16 protein-coding genes and 1 tRNA gene are annotated in these 18,299 nt (G+C 41.2%); 5 read left to right on the forward strand and 12 right to left on the reverse strand.

The genetic code is table 11. From position 1 onward, the window contains the following. Positions 1–93 precede the first annotated feature (93 nt). Together IH597_14225 and IH597_14230 are read left to right on the forward strand one after the other, a co-directional pair. Entirely contained in the window at positions 94–1,689 is a 1,596-nt protein-coding gene (locus tag IH597_14225) for a T9SS type A sorting domain-containing protein (protein ID MBE0663609.1), read from the forward strand. 141 nt (positions 1,690–1,830) lie between these two features. Beyond that, positions 1,831–3,042, forward strand: a complete 1,212-nt coding sequence (locus IH597_14230; protein MBE0663610.1) for a helix-turn-helix transcriptional regulator — start codon at positions 1,831–1,833, stop codon at positions 3,040–3,042. Between the two features lie 555 nt (positions 3,043–3,597). Here IH597_14230 and IH597_14235 read toward each other — a convergent pair. From IH597_14235 to IH597_14260, 6 genes are all read right to left on the reverse strand, one after another. Further along, a complete protein-coding gene (locus IH597_14235) occupies positions 3,598–4,521 on the reverse strand; it encodes a choice-of-anchor L domain-containing protein (GenBank protein ID MBE0663611.1) in 924 nt (307 codons plus the stop codon). 271 nt (positions 4,522–4,792) lie between these two features. Next, on the reverse strand, positions 4,793–5,848 hold the full coding sequence (locus tag IH597_14240; GenBank protein ID MBE0663612.1) for a hypothetical protein: 1,056 nt from the start codon (positions 5,846–5,848) through the stop codon (positions 4,793–4,795). Further along, positions 5,848–6,312 carry a hypothetical protein gene (locus IH597_14245; GenBank protein ID MBE0663613.1) on the reverse strand — a complete coding sequence of 155 codons (465 nt, stop codon included), beginning with the start codon at positions 6,310–6,312 and terminating at the stop codon, positions 5,848–5,850. Before IH597_14245 ends, IH597_14240 begins: the two co-directional genes overlap by 1 nt. Before the next feature lie 272 nt (positions 6,313–6,584). After that, positions 6,585–8,261, reverse strand: a complete 1,677-nt coding sequence (locus IH597_14250; GenBank protein ID MBE0663614.1) for a hypothetical protein — start codon at positions 8,259–8,261, stop codon at positions 6,585–6,587. A gap of 37 nt (positions 8,262–8,298) precedes the next feature. Continuing rightward, on the reverse strand, positions 8,299–8,724 hold the full coding sequence (locus IH597_14255; GenBank protein ID MBE0663615.1) for a hypothetical protein: 426 nt from the start codon (positions 8,722–8,724) through the stop codon (positions 8,299–8,301). A gap of 290 nt (positions 8,725–9,014) precedes the next feature. Beyond that, complete coding sequence (locus IH597_14260; GenBank protein MBE0663616.1) at positions 9,015–10,286, reverse strand: hypothetical protein; 1,272 nt, start codon at positions 10,284–10,286, stop codon at positions 9,015–9,017. A 284-nt stretch (positions 10,287–10,570) separates the two neighbouring features. Between IH597_14260 and IH597_14265 the strand changes: the two genes are divergently transcribed. Next, on the forward strand, positions 10,571–11,617 hold the full coding sequence (locus tag IH597_14265) for a fibrobacter succinogenes major paralogous domain-containing protein (GenBank protein MBE0663617.1): 1,047 nt from the start codon (positions 10,571–10,573) through the stop codon (positions 11,615–11,617). A gap of 55 nt (positions 11,618–11,672) precedes the next feature. On the opposite strand, the gene IH597_14270 is transcribed toward IH597_14265, so the two are convergent. The 4 genes from IH597_14270 to IH597_14285 form a co-directional block, all read right to left on the reverse strand. Next, positions 11,673–11,746, reverse strand: a tRNA-Arg gene (locus IH597_14270). 123 nt (positions 11,747–11,869) lie between these two features. Then, the gene (locus tag IH597_14275; GenBank protein MBE0663618.1) at positions 11,870–12,472 is read right to left on the reverse strand and encodes a thioredoxin family protein; all 603 of its coding nucleotides are present in this window, start codon (positions 12,470–12,472) and stop codon (positions 11,870–11,872) included. A gap of 24 nt (positions 12,473–12,496) precedes the next feature. Beyond that, positions 12,497–12,982 (reverse strand): TlpA family protein disulfide reductase, encoded by a 486-nt coding sequence (locus IH597_14280; protein MBE0663619.1) that lies wholly within the window; start codon positions 12,980–12,982, stop codon positions 12,497–12,499. A gap of 96 nt (positions 12,983–13,078) precedes the next feature. Next, a complete protein-coding gene (locus tag IH597_14285; GenBank protein ID MBE0663620.1) occupies positions 13,079–14,722 on the reverse strand; it encodes an amidohydrolase in 1,644 nt (547 codons plus the stop codon). A gap of 189 nt (positions 14,723–14,911) precedes the next feature. Between IH597_14285 and IH597_14290 the strand changes: the two genes are divergently transcribed. Further along, positions 14,912–15,439: a hypothetical protein gene (locus tag IH597_14290; protein ID MBE0663621.1), complete on the forward strand. Its 528-nt coding sequence runs from the start codon at positions 14,912–14,914 to the stop codon at positions 15,437–15,439. Positions 15,440–15,528: 89 nt separating this feature from the next. Here IH597_14290 and IH597_14295 read toward each other — a convergent pair whose 3' ends face one another. Then, complete coding sequence (locus tag IH597_14295) at positions 15,529–16,413, reverse strand: 4-hydroxy-3-methylbut-2-enyl diphosphate reductase (protein MBE0663622.1); 885 nt, start codon at positions 16,411–16,413, stop codon at positions 15,529–15,531. Positions 16,414–16,631: 218 nt separating this feature from the next. Here IH597_14295 and IH597_14300 point away from each other — a divergent pair, with 218 nt between their 5' ends. Then, complete coding sequence (locus tag IH597_14300) at positions 16,632–17,165, forward strand: hypothetical protein (GenBank protein ID MBE0663623.1); 534 nt, start codon at positions 16,632–16,634, stop codon at positions 17,163–17,165. Positions 17,166–17,189: 24 nt separating this feature from the next. Here IH597_14300 and porQ read toward each other — a convergent pair whose 3' ends face one another. Further along, positions 17,190–18,233, reverse strand: coding sequence for a type IX secretion system protein PorQ (gene porQ / locus IH597_14305; GenBank protein ID MBE0663624.1), 1,044 nt, complete (start codon positions 18,231–18,233; stop codon positions 17,190–17,192). Positions 18,234–18,299: the final 66 nt, after the last annotated feature.

The raw sequence follows: 18,299 nt of genomic DNA on the forward strand, positions 1-18,299 counted from the left end.
TCATACATTTGAACCGCTGAATCTGAAAGTTCATGATCCTGGATATTCGCCCGCATATTTCTGTTTCCATAACAACCTTCAAACCCCTTTTGTATGAACCACAGTATGGATTTCAAGTTTTTAAACATTTTTGTGCTACTTTTTTTTCTTTCCCCGTTATTCATTGATGCATCAACAGCATCAGAAATCCGCACTATGGGCGATACACTTTACATTGAAAGTGATATTCTGATCCCTGAAAATGATTCGTTGATTATTGACCCCGGAAAAATCGTTTTGTTTATGGGGCATTATTCTATTCATGTACAAGGTAAGCTGGTAGCGAGTGGAACCCAGTCCGATACTATTGTTTTCACTGTAGCAGATACCACGGGATTTTCGGACATACATAGTAATGCCGGCGGATGGAATGGAATAAGGTTCGAAGATACGCCTGCGACAAATGATAGTTCGTTGTTCGACTTTTGCCGGTTCGAATACGGGAAGGCTGTAGGCGATTCTGCCAACCGTTATGGCGGCGCTATCAGGCTGATCAATTTCAACAATGTCAGAATATCAAACTCTGAATTTTCAAATAACTATTCTTTTTTCTGGGGCGGAAGCGTTTACGCGCAAAAGGCAGATATAATAATTGATCATTGCCTGTTTACAAACAATTACAGCGGCAACGATAGCCTCGTTTATGGCTATGGTGGTGCCGTTTGTTTTGTGAGTTCTAACCCATTTATCAGCCATAGCAGGTTTAACAACAATACTTCAACTGGGATTGGAGGAGGAATTTCGTTTGAGTTTTCGAATCCCCGGATGATCAATTGCATTTTTGACCAGAATTACAGCGGCCTTGGTGGTGGGATAGGTTTCCTGCGTTGCAGCCCCGACCGTGGTATTGCCAATATTCTTGTTTATGATAATTTTGCGCAATTCTTTGGTGGGGGCATTGCTGTGGTTGCAGCTTCACCACTAATGACTAACCTTACTGTTTTCGGAAACTACGCTTCCATGGGTGGAGGGTATTATTGCAACGATTACTCCGATCCTAAGCTTTATAATAGCATACTGTGGGGCAATCTGAGTGCCGATGGTGTTTTTGGTTCTCAAGTCTGGATATGGGATGTTAATTCCGAGCCAGGATTTTATCACTGTAATATTGAATATGGACCCAGTCAATTTGGAGGAAGCACATTTATTGGGCAATACATAAACAATATCAGCAGCATCCCAGGATTGAGTAACCCACAGGACAACGATTTTTCACTGCTTCAATCAAGTCCGTGTATCAATTCGGGAACACCGGATACCGCAGGTTTGCTCCTACCTGATTTTGATCTTGCCATGAACCAGCGAATTATGCATACCATTATAGATATGGGCGCTTATGAGTATGATGGCCCATTGGGGAGTCCAATTCTAAAGATGTTGGTTTCTAAGGTAGAAGTCAGCCCAAATCCGGTGACTGATCATTCAAGGATAATTTTTCATACAGACCTGCCTGGAATAGTATCCATTTCAATTCGCTCAGCAAAAGGAGATGTAATTGAAACTTTCAATTTTCGTGCGAACCATTCTGGAAATCATCAGGTAGAACTAGGATCACTTATGAAGAATCAGGAAAACGTACCAGCAGGTATTTACTTCGTGGAAATCAGGACTAAAACCCAATCCGGATCAGCAAAAGTTCTGATCCAATAGGTTAGTTTAGAACCCAAAAACTAAGGCCAATCAGTGCAACTCCTGATAGGATCATAAATGACTTGGTCTGATTTGAAAATTCATTTTACGCTTTAACAAATCGGTTTTATATTTGTTGTCCAGATCAAAACCACCAGAAGCATGCTAACACAGAACAACATCATCATCATTCTCTATTCACTTCCAATTTATCAACTGCTTTTTTACACCATACAGCTCATATCATTTAAGAAGTCAAATCCTTCGCGAAAGTATCTTGGGTTATTATTGTTGACCATGACGCTGTTTTTATTGGTAAACGCTATCTACCATCTTGGCTACATTAACATGATGACGAAATTGTATTATCTGTATATACCGTTAATCATGGCCTTGCTACCGGTTTTTTATCTTTACATAAACTCACTCACAAATAAGAATTACGAGATACTTTGGTTCTCAAGATTTGTTTTATTTATCCCGCCTTTATTCGTCTTAGTGCTGAACCTTCTAACCTATGGCTTGCTTACTTCCCACCGACGGCAAATGTTTTTTAATGACGACCACACTATTTTCGGAGCTTCATTGGGTTCAGCAGGATTGCCATTGCTAGTTCTTTGGTTGAGCTTGCTGGTGTTGCTGGCTTTACAAATAATCCTTGCAGTTTCGAAATTCAGGTCGCTCATTGATACCGAAAAAGCGCTGATTAAGCAACAGCCTGGCTATCTTGCTCATTTGCAGTTTAAATGGTTAAATATAATTACAGCAAGCTTGCTGGTTTTTATTGTCGCCGGTGCATTGCAAATACTCCTTTCAGGTCCAAAGGATCTTCCATCTTCAGTTGCCTTTAACATACTCATGCTCATCAGTGGCGGTCTTGCCGGTTATTATGGCATGAAGCAGGATATTTTACTCACCGAGGTTGCCGGAGTTGGTTCAGTTGGCAGGCCAATCGTTCTCACAGCATCTAACAGCGAAAATATAAATGATACGCTGAACACCAATGAAAGGTCAGTTTCTGACGAAGAAGCAGAAGAAGTGATTAAAAAGGTTGAAACACTCTTTCAGAATGAGAAGCCATATCTTGATAAGCGATACAGCATAGATGATTTGTGTCGGCAAATAAACACACGCCGGAGTAAGGTTACGCCTGTTATTAATGAGGTAATAGGCAAGAATTTTCACAGCCTGATTAATGATTACCGGGTCAGAGAAGCCATACGCATAATGGAGACCGATGAATCGAACCTGACTATGGATACCATTGGCGATATGGTTGGATTTCACTCAAGGTCAACATTTTATGCATGTTTCAAGAAATATACCGGGCAAACACCTAAGGAATTTATCATCAGTGGTAAAACAGGTAGGTAGCAGATGTATTAATCCGGTTCCGGGTCTATCAGTTATTGTAATATAGTGTTGCAGTGATACAGTGATACAGTTCCAGAACCAATTGGTTCCCGTGATTTCGTTTCTTTAAAGGGGCAGTTTTGCTGTACTTGACCGCTGAAATCATCGTATAGAGCGCAGCTAACCAAATTGTTTCTCCCCTCTGCTTTCTCCTATCCCTAAGTCCCTAAGTCTCATCATATCATCATCTCACTTTCCCTATGTCTCTCATTCCCAAACCCTCCATCTCCATGCCATTTCTCGAACAACCAACATTGAGTCCACTCCGAAAAGTATATGTGCCCCTAAATTACTCACTTCGTTCGTGAGATCGCTTCGCTAAGTTTCCTAAAGGTGACTTCCACAAAGTGCTGATTTTTAGCGTTTCCCCTTTAGGGGTCAGGGGTCAAAAACGATAAAAATCAGCAATTTGTGACTTTTTGGAGTGGGCTCAACATTGTGTTCTAAAAAAAATGGCAATAAAAAAGCCGCTTCCATAACGAAAGCAGCCTTTTGGTTTGTTGGTTAATCTAAGTATCAAATCATCCTTCTGAAGCGGATAACTACAAAAGTGATCATAAGGAAAATACCTAAGTAGAGTGCCCAGTTAGAGATGGGAACTTCAGGATTTACGGTTGAGAAACTTTCAGCTTTAACGAATACCCAGGAATCCCAAACACTGTCACCAGCATCAGCTATGGCAATCCTGATGGTATTGGTCACCCCAGGTGTTACAACTGCTGTACCAGTTAATACGGTAGTCATAGCATCAGCTTCAATGTTATAAGCATTACCCATATTATCTCTGAAGTATTCACAGTTCATGCAAGGACCAGCAGAAAGACCTGGCCAATTACCATTGTTAACAGTGTTTATTGAAATCGGGGTGGCTGCACCAGGTATAAGGGCTATGTTTTGGCCGTTTACAAAAAATGCAAAAACATCATTAACATTAGAGTTTACATATTCATTGTACTCTTCCGAACCGAAAACGTACTGAATAAATACATTGTTTGCAGTTGGAACAAATTCGAATTGTAACCAGGTGGCATCAAAGGTAGGATTTCCAGATAAAGTCGTCAAATCGGCATCTCCGGGTAAGCCAAGGGATGCACTCGTGGAAGATGAGCTGTTTGGGCCTACAGCATTTGCAAGAGTTCCTGAGGACAGGATAATACCTGCATCAAATCCAAGGGCTACGCAGTCAGCACCACTGAAATTACCAATGGAAGCCACGGCAGCATTCCCAAGATTGGCCTGGTAAGTAACATTGCTGTATGAAACACCAGCACCCAAAAGGGAAGTTACCAATACGTCAACAGCTGCTGCATCAACGGCACCTGTAACTGAAATACAGCGACCCTGAATATCTTCCATAGTTTTAGCGGGACCAGCTTTACGCTCTTCAGCCACAGCCACTATCATAACGAAGCTTAATAAAATTGTCAGAATTTTTTTCATAAGTAAAAGTTTTTTGGTTCGTAATTGCAACAAAAATACATCCTCGAACTACTATGTCAATATAATGTGAGGGCAAAGATGTCCGATTAAAATTTATTTATACAAAATAAATGAAAACAAACGCATAACCTGCAATTTAAACCGCGGTTCAAGATGTCCGGAATAAGTTTATTAATACAATTCCTTGCTTAAAGTCTTAAATCGAGACATACAACTAATAAAAAAGCCACCTCATGTGAAGTGGCTTTTCGTCCCAATAATTGTATGAATACTACATCATCCTCTTAAAGCGGATAACTACAAAGGTGATCATAAGTAAAATACCAAGGTAAATCGCCCAATCTGAGAGGGGAACCAAAGGAGTACCAGTGCTAAAGCTTACCTGGCCGCCATAATAAGTATCTACCGAATTTGTTGCATACGCTCTTACATAATATGTCTGATCTGCAACGAGGCCTGTAAGCTGGCTCACAAAAGCACCGAACCCAGAGCCATCAACCGTAAAATTATCTGCAAGGGTGGGTACACCAGTTGTATTCCAGACAATTCCACGTGCTGTAATAGGTGGAGTATTTAATCCAGTGGCCACATTACCGCCTGACATTGCAGTAGGAGGAAAAATTGAAGTGACAGCAACAGTTGTGACAATTGGTTCACCAGGTGCTGAGGTACCGCCGGGTGCATTATCAAGCATGACCCATGGATCTAAAATTTGATCACTGATGTTAAATCCTGAAAACCCAACCCTATACAACCCAGCCGCAGGGGCTGTAAGAGTAATTGGATACCAGCCTGAACTGCCGTAATCGCCAACAACTATCGCATTTGGGTCGCCATAAGCGTTTGATGTTACTGAAAGAACATGTATTTCCTGATGCCCTGGGCCAGTAAACGAGGCAAAACAACCATCATTAAAAGGTGCGTAGTCAGTAGAAATAAAATTCCAGTACATTGTAACACTTTCTCCGGCTGCAAGCAGCACATCCTGATAGATCACAGAAAAGTTAGTTGTACTGGAAAACAGGCCATTGTTATGGGCCACCAGAGCGCCAGCGGTTAAGTTCAAAAGTATTTCCGCGCCAGCTCTGGCTGGACCTCCGGGAGGTATAATTCGCCCCATGTAATTGTCTGCAGGATTCACAATCCAGGCATTGTATGTAACTCCCGTTGAGGCTTCACTAAAACCAGCAGCAGTCCAACCTGTGATGTCGCCGGTCTCAAAACCCGGGTTTACAAGTTGCGCATTTGAATTAAAGGTAAATCCAAGCATGATAATCAGCACTGTAGCCAGGCTAAAGGTCTTTGTAATGTTTATTAGATTTTTCATTATTCTACTCCTTTCACATTAGCGTTTACAATCATCCATTCTGAACCTGTTTTTTGCAGGTCGGCTGTAATTGCTATAATCTCTGATTTGTTGGTAGCAGAGTTATAGTTGTAGAAATAATGACCTACCACCTTGGCGGTGTTTTGGTTCACCTCAATGCTTCTAAACATAAAGTAGCCGTTAGTTGCACTTCTCTGGAGGTTTTCCCTATCAGTAAGAACAATGGTTTTTCCTGGTGCAGAAATATCTGAGGGTACTGCAACCGGGAACTGTACGATGGTAACCTGCTTTGCATTATCGCCCGGAACCACTGGATAAAATTGCTGCAAATCAGGGAGATTGATGATTTTTTCAACAATCTGTGATTGATTGCCCTTTTGTGCCATTGTTTGCTGAGGCAGAAACATAGCTAACAAAAGCAATCCTGCAAATGCCATTGTTAAAATTTTTGCTTTTTCTTTCATAGTGTTTAAATATTAGTTGGTAATCGTGGCAAAAATATTCACACATCCTTATTTTTGATTATGAATCATCGAAAATCTTGTCCGTTTAAATTTTTTTTGTACTAAATAGATGACACCATGCCCAGAATGTGTTAATTAATTATCAATTTAAGATGTCCGGAATTATTTAATTTATACATTTTATTGTCAAAATTCTGTAATTAAAGTCCTCCGGTAAATTAAAAAAGCCACCTCATGTGAAGTGGCTTTTATTCAAATAATAAATGTCTGCACTAAATCATTCTTCTGAACCTAATAACTACAAAAGTAAGCATGAGTAATATGCCGAGATAAATTGCCCAATCAGAAAGAGGAACTGAAATAAGATCAGTCCAGGTAAATGATGCTGTATCGTTTAATGCACCAACAACAGCTACAATTGTATCAATACCCTGGTTTGGTCCGGCATAGCAGAAAGTTGCTATCCCGCTGGCATTGGTGAAGGCAAAGCCTGAACTTGCACTGTTTGGCCCGGTGATGTTAAAGTCAACCCTGACACCTGAAACCGGATCACCAAAATTATCAAGCAGGAGGGCTTCCCAACATTTGTTGGTGTTTACAGGGGCTGATCCTGTTTTTGGAGTGATTGTCAACGAAGTAACTGTGGCAACTGCACCAAAAGCCTGTCCGCCCAAGTAACCATAGGAATCGTAACTACCAAAACCATAAACCATCAGGCCAATAGGCAAAACACTGTTAACGGTATGAACACCGTTTGCAACAGGTACACGAGCTCCTGAAAAAGTGGTTCCGGGAATAACTGTCCAGGCGCCGGCGGCAACAGTAGCGCCATCAACCTGAACATTTCCGGTATTTGCTGTGGGTGAAGTAATATTCAAAAAGTTAATTGGAATATTTGATGTTCCGGCTGAAACAATATAACTGTTAAGGAATTGCTCATCGGGTGGTAAGAGTGTAAAGAAAGGGTCTGAAGTCACGCCATCAGCTCCACTACTCTTCGAATATTGTCCAACAAGAATCGGCTTGTTGGCAACTATCCTGTTATAGGAAGTGCTTGCAAGGCTTACTTCATGAAAAGCGCCTGCAGCCAGGTTGGCAACAACAGCACCATTAATAGTTACTTCAGTATTAGCTTCCTGCGCCATAATCCTGAAGATGTCTCCCCCGGTCCGTGTTGCAAGTGGTACGGTTACAAAACTTTGCCCCCAACCAGATGTTGGCACCATTTGCTGTACGATAAAATCGCAACAACAAGGTCCCACAGGAATATTTGTGCATTCAACGCTGCCAAATACACTTACAGGCTTATCCGAAACTACCCTGGAACCAGTGTAATCACCGCCGCCACCTGATGATCTTAATTGAAACACCTGGCCTTCATTAAGTACTATATTACCAGGAACTCCAGCAGTAAACCCACCGCCTGTGGCTGTTGGGGTTATCGTAATAGCTGTGTTATCTTCTGTAGCAACAATAGCCATTTGTGAAGGTGCAGCAGTGTGAACGTATGTCATTACATAGTAGCTTGTTCCCAGTGCATCAACCGGTAAGGCTAGATAGGCATCAGTAGTGGCAGCTTCCTGACTCATACCGTAAACAGTTACCGGGTTGTCAGAAGTGATGTGAATACCTTTATTTTCAACAACTCCATTGCTATTGATATCAACAGCTACCGGTAAGTTGATTGTTGCCAATGTGCCAGCTGGAATATTTACAGTTGTAGAAAATACGGGATTTACAATGTTTACATCTACGGTTGAATTCACTTCGGCAGTGATATACAATTGACGGGGATTGCTCTGATAAATGTTTTTTGGAAATGCAATCCAGAAATCAGTTCCCTGACTACTTTGAGCCTTCAGAACTGTTGGGTTCGATACGACTGCAAGCAAAGTTATAAATGATAACAACAGCAGACGTTTTACTGAAATGTAATAAGTATTTTTCATAAAAATTGTTTTAAAGTTTGTGAATGAATCTGTTTACTTAGCGTTGTGAAACACTTACAGCGATGTTGCTGAACTCAAACTTTTGCATTTCAACAACATGTGTTGGAGCCACTGCTGAAAGGAATACTACTAGTTCGCTGCTGTCGGAATCACCGCAACTGCTCGCCTGCATGGTTTTGCCCGCAGTAAGGGTAAGTTCTTTCTCACCTTCAAATGATTCAATGCTCCTGCCTATTGTTTTGTCCATAATGACTTCTCTCCAGCTTACCTGAACATCGTATTCATTTTTATTTACGATTTTCAGGAGAACAGCTTGTTGGCCATCACATTCACCTACTTTGTAATAGAACTCAACATTGCCTGTTGATTTGTCGAGTTTCCAGTCACTGGCATAGCTGTGACCGATGCTTCCCAGCAAAATAACGCAGGAAAGCATTAATTTAAAAAGATTTGCTTTTTTCATAAAACTTAAATTTTGGTTTGAATTAAAACTATTGCAAAAATATTTTCAGAATGTCTCATTATCAAAGAAACGCACATATAAATGTGTCCATATAAATTAAAATTAGACTAAATAATTGTATCTTGCTGAATATTAGCACTGTTATAGTTATGCAAATTTTGTCCGAATAAATATTTTTCGGACAAAATCATACATCTTTTTATTATCCCCCCGCTTTTTGCTTGCATTTAAGCATAAAAAAAGCCACCCTGGAAGAGGTGGCCTTTTGTATTTCGTATTGATGAATAAGATTACACCATCTTTCTAAACCGAATAATCACAAATGTAAGCATTAACACAATACCCAGATAGATTGCCCAATCAGATAATGGAACCTGGGAGATAGGGACGAAACTGTATTCGCCAGTACTGCAATTAAACGTTACAAAGTATGTATCAGAAGTTCCATCAAGGTTTACAGGAATGGGAATGTTTGGGCCATCCTGGTAGCCAAAGTCTGATGGAAAGCCATATGCACCCCAGTTGATTGCCCAATCACTGTTCAGACGAAACTTTACACTGATAATATCAGGCTCATCATATAGGTTCATTCCTATATCAACTGTAAGAACTCCAGTCCATATATTTGGATCGCTACCACTTTGGGTTAAAGCCAGATCTGGACCATCACCTCCCCAATCGTTGAATTCACCAACGAGGCTTACATCTCCATCACACCTGGGATCAACAATGACAACATCTTCATCGCATGCATCAAAAACATAGCGCTTGTAATTCAGATAGCTAACGCAGTCATTATTACCAAACGGGCCGTCATAGCAAACACCGGGGGCATCAAAGCGGCCTACTAAAGCATAATTGATGCCATCGCCTCTGTTTACTCCCACTGTTGCCGGATATCCGCCAAAACCACCTGAGCCTCCGGAAGCGCTACCTGTTGTCCATTCCATTTCTTCATAAGCAAAAGCAACATTATTGCCTACACCAATGAGCGGATCATTGCCATCGGTTATGATGACCTGGAAGGTGTTCAGTTTGTCAGTCTGATTAGAAAAATAGCCAACATGGTCATATATTACAGTCAGGCGGCCAGCTTCCAGTTTATGCCAGACCAAGCCGGTTCCAACTGAGCCAATTGCCCGGGTATCTACATCACCCCAAAAAGGAGCAATCATAATATAATCGTTTGAAGGAAAACCTTCTGGTGAATAAGAGTAATAAGATGATTCAAAGGAGAGGTTTCCATTATTATTTATAAAAATCTGGGTATAATCGGTTCCATAAAAACAAAATGTAAACCCAAGGTCGAATGGACCATATGAACCATCGTCATTGGGGTTCATTGTCTGAGTGAATGTTACATCTAAAGGAATAAAGAGTCCTTCATTACGATTTCCTTCAAATTCTTTGATTTCCGGAATAACTGTCGGGATAACAGTTTGATCAACTGGTTGAGGGAGCAGGCCGTCTCGTTTCATTTGATCGTAACCCGGGTCATTCGGGTTAATTTGTGCCAATAAAATAATAGGCAACATAAGCAGTAGCATAATTAGTTTTCTCATTGGATAATGGATTTAGTTAATAAATATTGGAACAAATTTAAGTGTAATTGATATTCAAGGCTAGAAAGAACATGAAAATTATGTCCGGAATAATTTTTCCGGACATAATTTTCCGGTTTTAATACTTTTAACTATTTAAAGCTGATAAACATTGTATTACTTGACTGGTTCAATATCGTGAACTATATTTGTAACGTAATTATCGTAACTTCTATAACACAAAAGATATTCAGATAATCGTGCCTGATAAATCACTGAGACCCCAAATCCCAAACAACGAAATAATGAATTACAAGCCTGTTCCTTTACTTGAGACAATATTCCTTGCAAGTATACTATTGTTTTTGCTCGTAAACTGCAAAAAGAATGAAACCGGGCCTCTGGCAGAGGTTTTAACTGCAGAGGAAGTGTTTCTGACCCAAACAAAAGTCATTAGCGGTGGCAATATAATTTCCGATGGTGGCTATCCGGTAACAGAACGGGGTGTTTGCTGGAGTAAAAAGCACAAACCAACAATTAAAGAAAATCGAACCAATGATGGCAGTGGAGTAGGTTCGTACGCCAGTGAAATTACGGGGCTGAGCATTGGTGTCAATTATTATATAAGGGCATATGCTATGACCGAGAAAGGTACGGCCTATGGTAGTGAAATTGTAATAATGGATCAAACCGGAACAAAAGGCAGTGTCGTTGATATTGATGGAAATACCTATAAAACAATTGGCATTGGAACCCAAATATGGATGGCTGAGAACCTTAAAGTGAGCAGGTATAGAACCGGTGATTACCTTTCTTATCCTGGTAATGATTTATGGTGGCGATCAATAACAACGGGTTGCTATGCCTGGTTCGACGATGATGAGGCATGGCAAAATGTTTACGGTGCTTTATATGATTGGTCTGCAGTAAGTGCAGCCAAAGGACTTTGTCCCGAAGGGTGGCGTATTCCAGATGATGTTGACTGGGATAAATTAGTGAATTATATTGGAGGTGATACAACTCAGGTTGGAATATTGCTGAAATCATGCAGACAGGTTGGATCGTCTCTGGGTGGTGAGTGCAATACCATCGAACATCCACGTTGGGATGAGAACCTCAGCAATAGCGGGACAGATCAGTTTGAATTTGGGGCACTTCCTGGAGGCTTTAGGCTGTTTGACGGCTCTTTTCCAAATTTTTTAGGTTCAAATGGGCAGTGGTGGACATCTGAAGAAGGAAGCAACAATGCTGAAGCAATTGCTTATGGACTCAGCAGTAGTAACAATAATCTGTTCCGGGATAAATACAATAAGAAATTTGGATTTTCAGTCCGGTGTGTGAAAGATGAATAAAACTGTGTTCTGTAAAACATAAAAAGGTTGCCGTTTATTGCAACCTTTTAGTTTGTGACTCCGAAAGGATTCAAACCTTTAACCTTCTGATCCGTAGTCAGATGCTCTATTCAATTGAGCTACGGAGCCATTTAGGGCTGCAAAAATACAACAATTGAGAAACCCTGCAATTTTCTACCCCGAATTTTTCCAGGAAAAACAAAACCGGTCGCATGAATTTCGCAACCGGTTTCATCATAAATTATTCGACAATTATTTCTTTGCTTTGATTGTACAGCCTATAGCCTTCGTGAAGTTGGGGTCTGGCTTTTTACCTGCCAACACAGCGTCAATGGCGTTTTCGAGAAATTTTTCTTCAACGGCACTTGCATCCTGGTAATTATCATCTATTGCACCGATATAGGACACTACAAGATTCTCGTCATTGCGCTCAAGAAGATATACGTGGGGTGTGCGGGTCGCACCGTAAGCCGGATAAACTTTCTGTCCTTCATCAAAAAGATAGGGGAAAGTGAACCCTTTGTCTTTGGAGCGTTCCTGCATTTTTTCGTATGAATCGGCAGGGGCAATTTCAGGATCATTAGGATTGATTGCAATCATCGGGAAACCTTTGGCTTTATATTTCTTGTCTATGGCAATCATCCGATCCTCATAAGCAACTGCATAAGGACAGTGGTTACATGTAAAGATTACTACAAAGCCTTTGGCATCCGGATAATCAGCCATGGAAACGTATTTGCCGTCAACATTTTTTAATTTGAAATCAGTTGCGTTATCGCCAACGTTATAGCCCTGGGCGTGTGCGAGGCTAAATGTAGCAACGAAGATAAATAGGGTCATTAATAGTGTTTTCATTTTCGTTAGGATTTAGGTTATTATTTATTTTTGATCAGATAAAGCCTTTTTAACAGCATCTTCAAGTTCGTCAAAGGAAAATGTTTGCTCATAAAAACTGCGATGATTTTTGTTGTAAATCAGTGTAGCCGGTAAAGCCCCCGACCATTTGTCGCTGACTTTCGGAATCCAGCTATTTGCCCTGGGATCGTTAAGCAAAATTACCTCAGACTTAATATCATTTTTCTTCACGAAAGGAATAACCCTTGCATCAAGCTGGTTCACAAAATCAAGACTAACGAGCAGAACCTTCACTCCCTTCCCGGCATATTCTTTACCGATTTGCTCAAAATATGGCATTTCCTTCACGCAGGGGGCACACCAGGTTGCCCAGAAGTTGATCACCCAGGTGTAGTCGTCGTCCATATGAAGCCGGGGTTCCAACTCCTGGAAATTTTTCACAGGAATAGCATTTTGAGCAGTCAGTATGAGCGAAGTTATTACCAATAAAATCAGCAGCAGGATTTTCATGTTCAACTTTTCGATAATAAACGCCAGCCACTGATGAAATGTTTAAAGAATGTAAGTTGCAACCAGTTTGTTATGATTTTTTTACAGATAAGCTTTTTATCTTTCAAACATTGATTTTCCTGCGATCCAAACGGCTTCAACTTTGGTTTTCAGTACCTCATGCTCTGACGCTTTCATGATATCACGGTCGAGCATGATAAAATCAGCCAATTTGCCCGGTTCGAGGCTGCCTTTTTCATTCTCTTCAAACGCAGCCCTGGCGGCCCAGATGGTCATGCTTTGCAGGGCCTGTGTGCGATCCAGCGCATCCTCCATCTGAAAACCATTTTCAGGAAAACCTTTATGATCCTTACGGAAAACGGCTGCATAAAAAGTCCAAAGCGGATAAATTTCCTCAACCGGGAAATCAGTTCCATTGGACAACCATCCATTTTGTGCCAATAGCTTTTGCTGGGCATAACTGTATTTTAAGCGCTCCTCTCCTACTCTGGAACCAGCCCAGTGCATATCGGAAGTGGCGTGGGTGGATTGAATAGAAGGAATTATGGAATACTGGCCAAACCTGTCAAAATCTTCGGGATGTACTACCTGGGCATGTTCAATACGCCAGCGCAGGTCATTTTTACCCTGGAGGAATTCGCTGTAAACATCTATGATCCGCCGGGTGGCTGCATCACCAATGGCGTGAATAATCATCTGGTAGCCATTTTCAATCGCAAGTTCACTGTATTTCTGCATTGTGGGTATATCATGTACCCAAATTCCCAATTGATCCGGAACATCGCTATAGGGTTCCAGCAAGCGCGCCCCTCTCGAACCCAATGCCCCGTCAGCATATAATTTAATGGATCTTACCGCGAGTTTATCAGTTTTATAAACGCCATTTTTTATAAAATAATCAATATTCTCATCAGTTGGATTCAGCATGGCATACACACGTATGTCGAGATCGCCTGATTGCTGCAAAGAGTCAATCAATGAGATGATTTCCTTGTCAAGACCTGCATCACAAACAGAAGTAAGGCCGGCTTTGATGCAATTATCCTGCGCTTCACGGAGAGCAGCCAGCATCTCTCTACGATCCAAAGGGGGAATGGCATCTTTGAAACGATCGGCGCTGTGTTCGAGAAAAACGCCAGCCAGTTTCCCTTCTTTATAAATAGCCTCGCCTTCAGGAAAACTGCTGTTGTTATCAATGGCAAGCCTGTTCATGGCTTCCTGGTTCGCAATAACCGCATGGCCATCCACACGGATCAAAACTACCGGAACATCAGGAAAAGCTTCTGAAAGGCTATGATGAGGGGGAAATTCCTCGCCTGGCCAGTTGTTCTGATCCCAGCCACGACCAACAAGCCAGGCGGTTGAATGCTTTTCGGTGTGGCGTTGCATGATTTGAATCACTTCCTCAAATGAAGAAGCATGACGCAGATCGGCGCGTTGCAATCCGGCAGCATATCCTGTAAAATGACTGTGTGCATCAATGAGTCCCGGATAAATAGGTTTGCTGCGGGCATCAAAACGGTTCGAAGTATGATACTGATCCGATATATCATTATCGCTGCCAACAGCAATGATAAGTCCATCTCGGATGGCCATGCTCTGTGCGACACTGAAATCTTTATCAACGGTATAAATATTGGCGTTATATACGATTAGATCAACGGTTTCGCGACCGTTAGTGCAGGATTGGTTCATAAAAGCGTAGATTAGAAGGATCGAAAAATATAATATTTTTTTCATACGTGATGGTTTCATTACTGCAGTCAGTAAGCTGAACAAAGGCAACAGCGCATTTGTTTACCCACAAATTATCAACATTCGCTGCGAAATTACAGCGAAATTTTCAAACACATGTTTTGAATGGCCAATGGTAAAGATCATTTTTTTACTTTTGCGCTTTGCTGAACTTAAACCTTTAAGACGATCAATATGAACAAAAGCATTTTCACCCCACAGTTTTTCCTGGTAAGCGGCATCATTATTCTGGCAGTTGTTTTACGTCTCATACCCCATTGGCCTAATTTCACACCTCTGGCAGCCATGGCGATTTTTGCAGGTACATATATGAAACGCAAAGAACTTGCTTTTGCTCTTCCTTTCTCAGCCTTGCTTGTCAGCGATATCTTAATTGGCTTCCACCAGACTATGTTTGCTGTGTATGCCGGTTTTGCCATCATCGTTCTGGTTGGTTTCTATCTACGACGCAATGTGAAGCTGCATACCGTAATTATGGCCTCGCTTGCCTCTTCCGTTGTTTTTTATTTGATTACCAATTTTGCTGTTTGGGCTTCGGGCATGGTAGGGTATCCAATGACCGGTGCCGGTTTGATCCAAAGCTATGTAGCTGCCATTCCTTTCTTTCGTAATGCACTGCTTGGCGACCTTTTCTATACTGCTGTTTTCTTCGGTAGTTTTTATTTTGCGACCCTCAGGTTTCCGGTATTGGCCAGGAAGTAGCAGTTGGCAGTGGCAGTGACAGTGGCAATTTTCTTTTGTAGACTTATTGCAACTGTCAGGTTTCCATTTCCAATCAAGAAACAAGTGATTCAGGCCTTCAGATTCAGGGAGGCGATAAAATCCATTACATCATTCATTTGCCGAACAGGTGTTGAAGTAGCACCGGTAATACCTATGCTATTCAAGTTTAAGAACCATTCCGGGTCAATGTCGTCCCGACTTTCGATGTGATAGGATCGTGGATTCGCATTACGGCAAACTTCAAAAAGAAATCGCCCATTTGAGCTTTCGTTACCACTTACAAAAAGTAATAATTCATTTTCAGCAGCAAATTTTTTCAGATGCTCAATGCGGTTCGAAACCTGCCGGCAAATTGTGTTGTGAATAAAAACATGAGATGTGTTCTCAGTGTTGACCTCTTTGAGGTAAGATTTGATCATAGCTGCCATCAGCTCAAAACCTTGCGGATCCATGGTTGTTTGAGCATACAAATGCACCGATTTTTGCGGATCAATTTGTTGAATGTCAACCTCGGTGGTAACTACAATTGCAGTTGCACCAGTTTGACCCACAAGTCCGTTAACCTCGGGATGGTTCTTTTTACCGTAAATCACTACCTGGCTGTTGGTTTCAGATGCAAGGTCATTCATAGCCTTTATATTTCCCTGCAGGTGTTTAACAATCGGGCAAGTGGCATCAATCAGTAATATGTTGTTTTGATAGGCGATTTCATAAGTGGAAGGTGGTTCGCCATGAGCCCGGATCAACACCTTGCAATTCCTGAGTTTTCCGAACTCTTCATAATCTATCACCTTCAAACCTTTGCTGCCTAATCGCTGAACTTCTTCCTTATTGTGCACAATATCGCCAAGACTGTATAATTGTCCATATTCTTCCAGCATAGCCTCAGCCTGTCCTATCGCATTTTTAACACCGAAACAATAACCGGCTTTGGGGTCAATGGTGGTTTGCATTTGCGTGTTCAGAATTTTGATTTGCAAAACTACGCAATCCTCTGCTACCATGTAATTACATAATTGATCAATCACCTTCCGCCACCCAGATGCATTTCATATCCTGATTTCTGGAAGGAAGAAAAAATAATCATATTAAAAAAATATGATGATTCAAGCTATTTGCCTTGCGCGTTGTTTTATTTTTGCAACAAGAAACCTTAAAATTTTGAATTGAGATGAAAAAACTAATTAAACCTTTATTCCTGATTATTGCAGCACTGATGATTTACTCGGGTTGCGATAAACTGGATGTTGACTTTGATGCCAACTTTAAAACCAACCTAAATGTAATTGTTCCAGCTGACGGCCTAAAAAACCTAACTGGTTATCCATTTTCTGAATCAGAATTTATTGATCCGATGGATGATTCGGATTTCGCGAAATACGCTGACAAGATTAAAGAAATAAAAGTTAAAGAACTAACCGCTGAAGTTACAAGTATCAATAAGCCTGTTTCATTGGTATCCTGTGATTTCTCAGTTTCTTCATCAGGTTATGTTCCGGAAAACTGGAGTTTTGAAAATGAGGATATATTTGTTGGGAAAGTTTTTACCCTTGCCAATACAAACGGTCAATGGGATAATGTGCAAACAATTCTCGATAATAAAGAGCAGTTCACTGTTTCAATGGCTGGTGAAACCGATCAGGATGATGTACAGTTTACCATTGAGGTGATTATCAAATCAGAGATTACAGCCAATCCGCTGTAGTTGATTCTTTTGCACATATAAATCTCAAAGGAATTCCGAAAGGTTGGTGCTAATGCTGATAAAGTTTGGCGATCCGACCAGGTGATATGCCTTGCGGGCATAGTTGAACTGAAATTTGGAGATACGAATACCAAAACCCCACGATAAACCAATAGTGGAAACCCTTGAATCTACCTTTAATTCCTGGCGGCGGCGATAGTCATAACCTAAACGTACGCTGAAATTTTTAGTTGGCAGAAACTCAGCGCCAAAAACTACATGGCGCATGGCCTGATCAAGGAATTCCATAAATTTATCATCCTTGATCTCTTCCCCGGTAAATGGGTCGGTTTTTACTTTTGTGGGATCATCATACGTGAGGTTCCATTTGTGTAGATGGGTGAGAAGAATCGAATACCTGAAAGGCATGTGCTCCAGTCGTTTGGAAAGTCCGAGTTGCAGGTCGAATGGCAAGGCTTCCCTATTGCCATTGTCGTAGCTTACCAACTGGGTGCCAATGTTGCGGGCGAGCAATGAAACCACCATCCCATTCTGCGACTGATAAGAACCTGCAACATCCACGGCAAGTCCAAACGAGCTGTAAGATTCAAGAGATGAAAAAATTGATTTAAAGTTAGCGCCTATGCTGAACGCTGAGTCAAGTTGCCTTCCCCAGCCAATGATCAATGCAGTTTCACCTGCCCTGAAATTTCCGGAGGTTTCACCTGCTTCATTGGCATAAGTAAACCTTCCATAATCAATGTATTGAACCGAACCAACAAAGGTTCCAAAATTTTCAAAGTTCCGTCCATAGGAAACTGTTCCGTAATTGATATCGTTGAAATAATCCACAAAATTCAAACTCAGGTTATTATTCATCCCTGATGTAATCAGCGAAGGGTTGGCTAATGCCAGGTTGATATCTGAATCCTTTATCGCAAGAAAATCTCCGCCCATAGCAGTGATTCGCGGCGAGGCCGGCAGGCTCAGAAATTTGTAGGTAGCATTGCCCCCAATCTGAGCAAACGTTACCTGCTGAATTCCTAACAAAAATAAACTGAGGATTGTTGGTAGTATGAGCTTTTTCACGGGGTATGAATGAGTGTTAACTGGTTTTAACAAATCAATAACGACATGCGGCTGCAAATATTATTA

The organism is Bacteroidales bacterium, from assembly GCA_014860575.1.
Taxonomy (GTDB): domain Bacteria; phylum Bacteroidota; class Bacteroidia; order Bacteroidales; family JAAYJT01; genus JAAYJT01.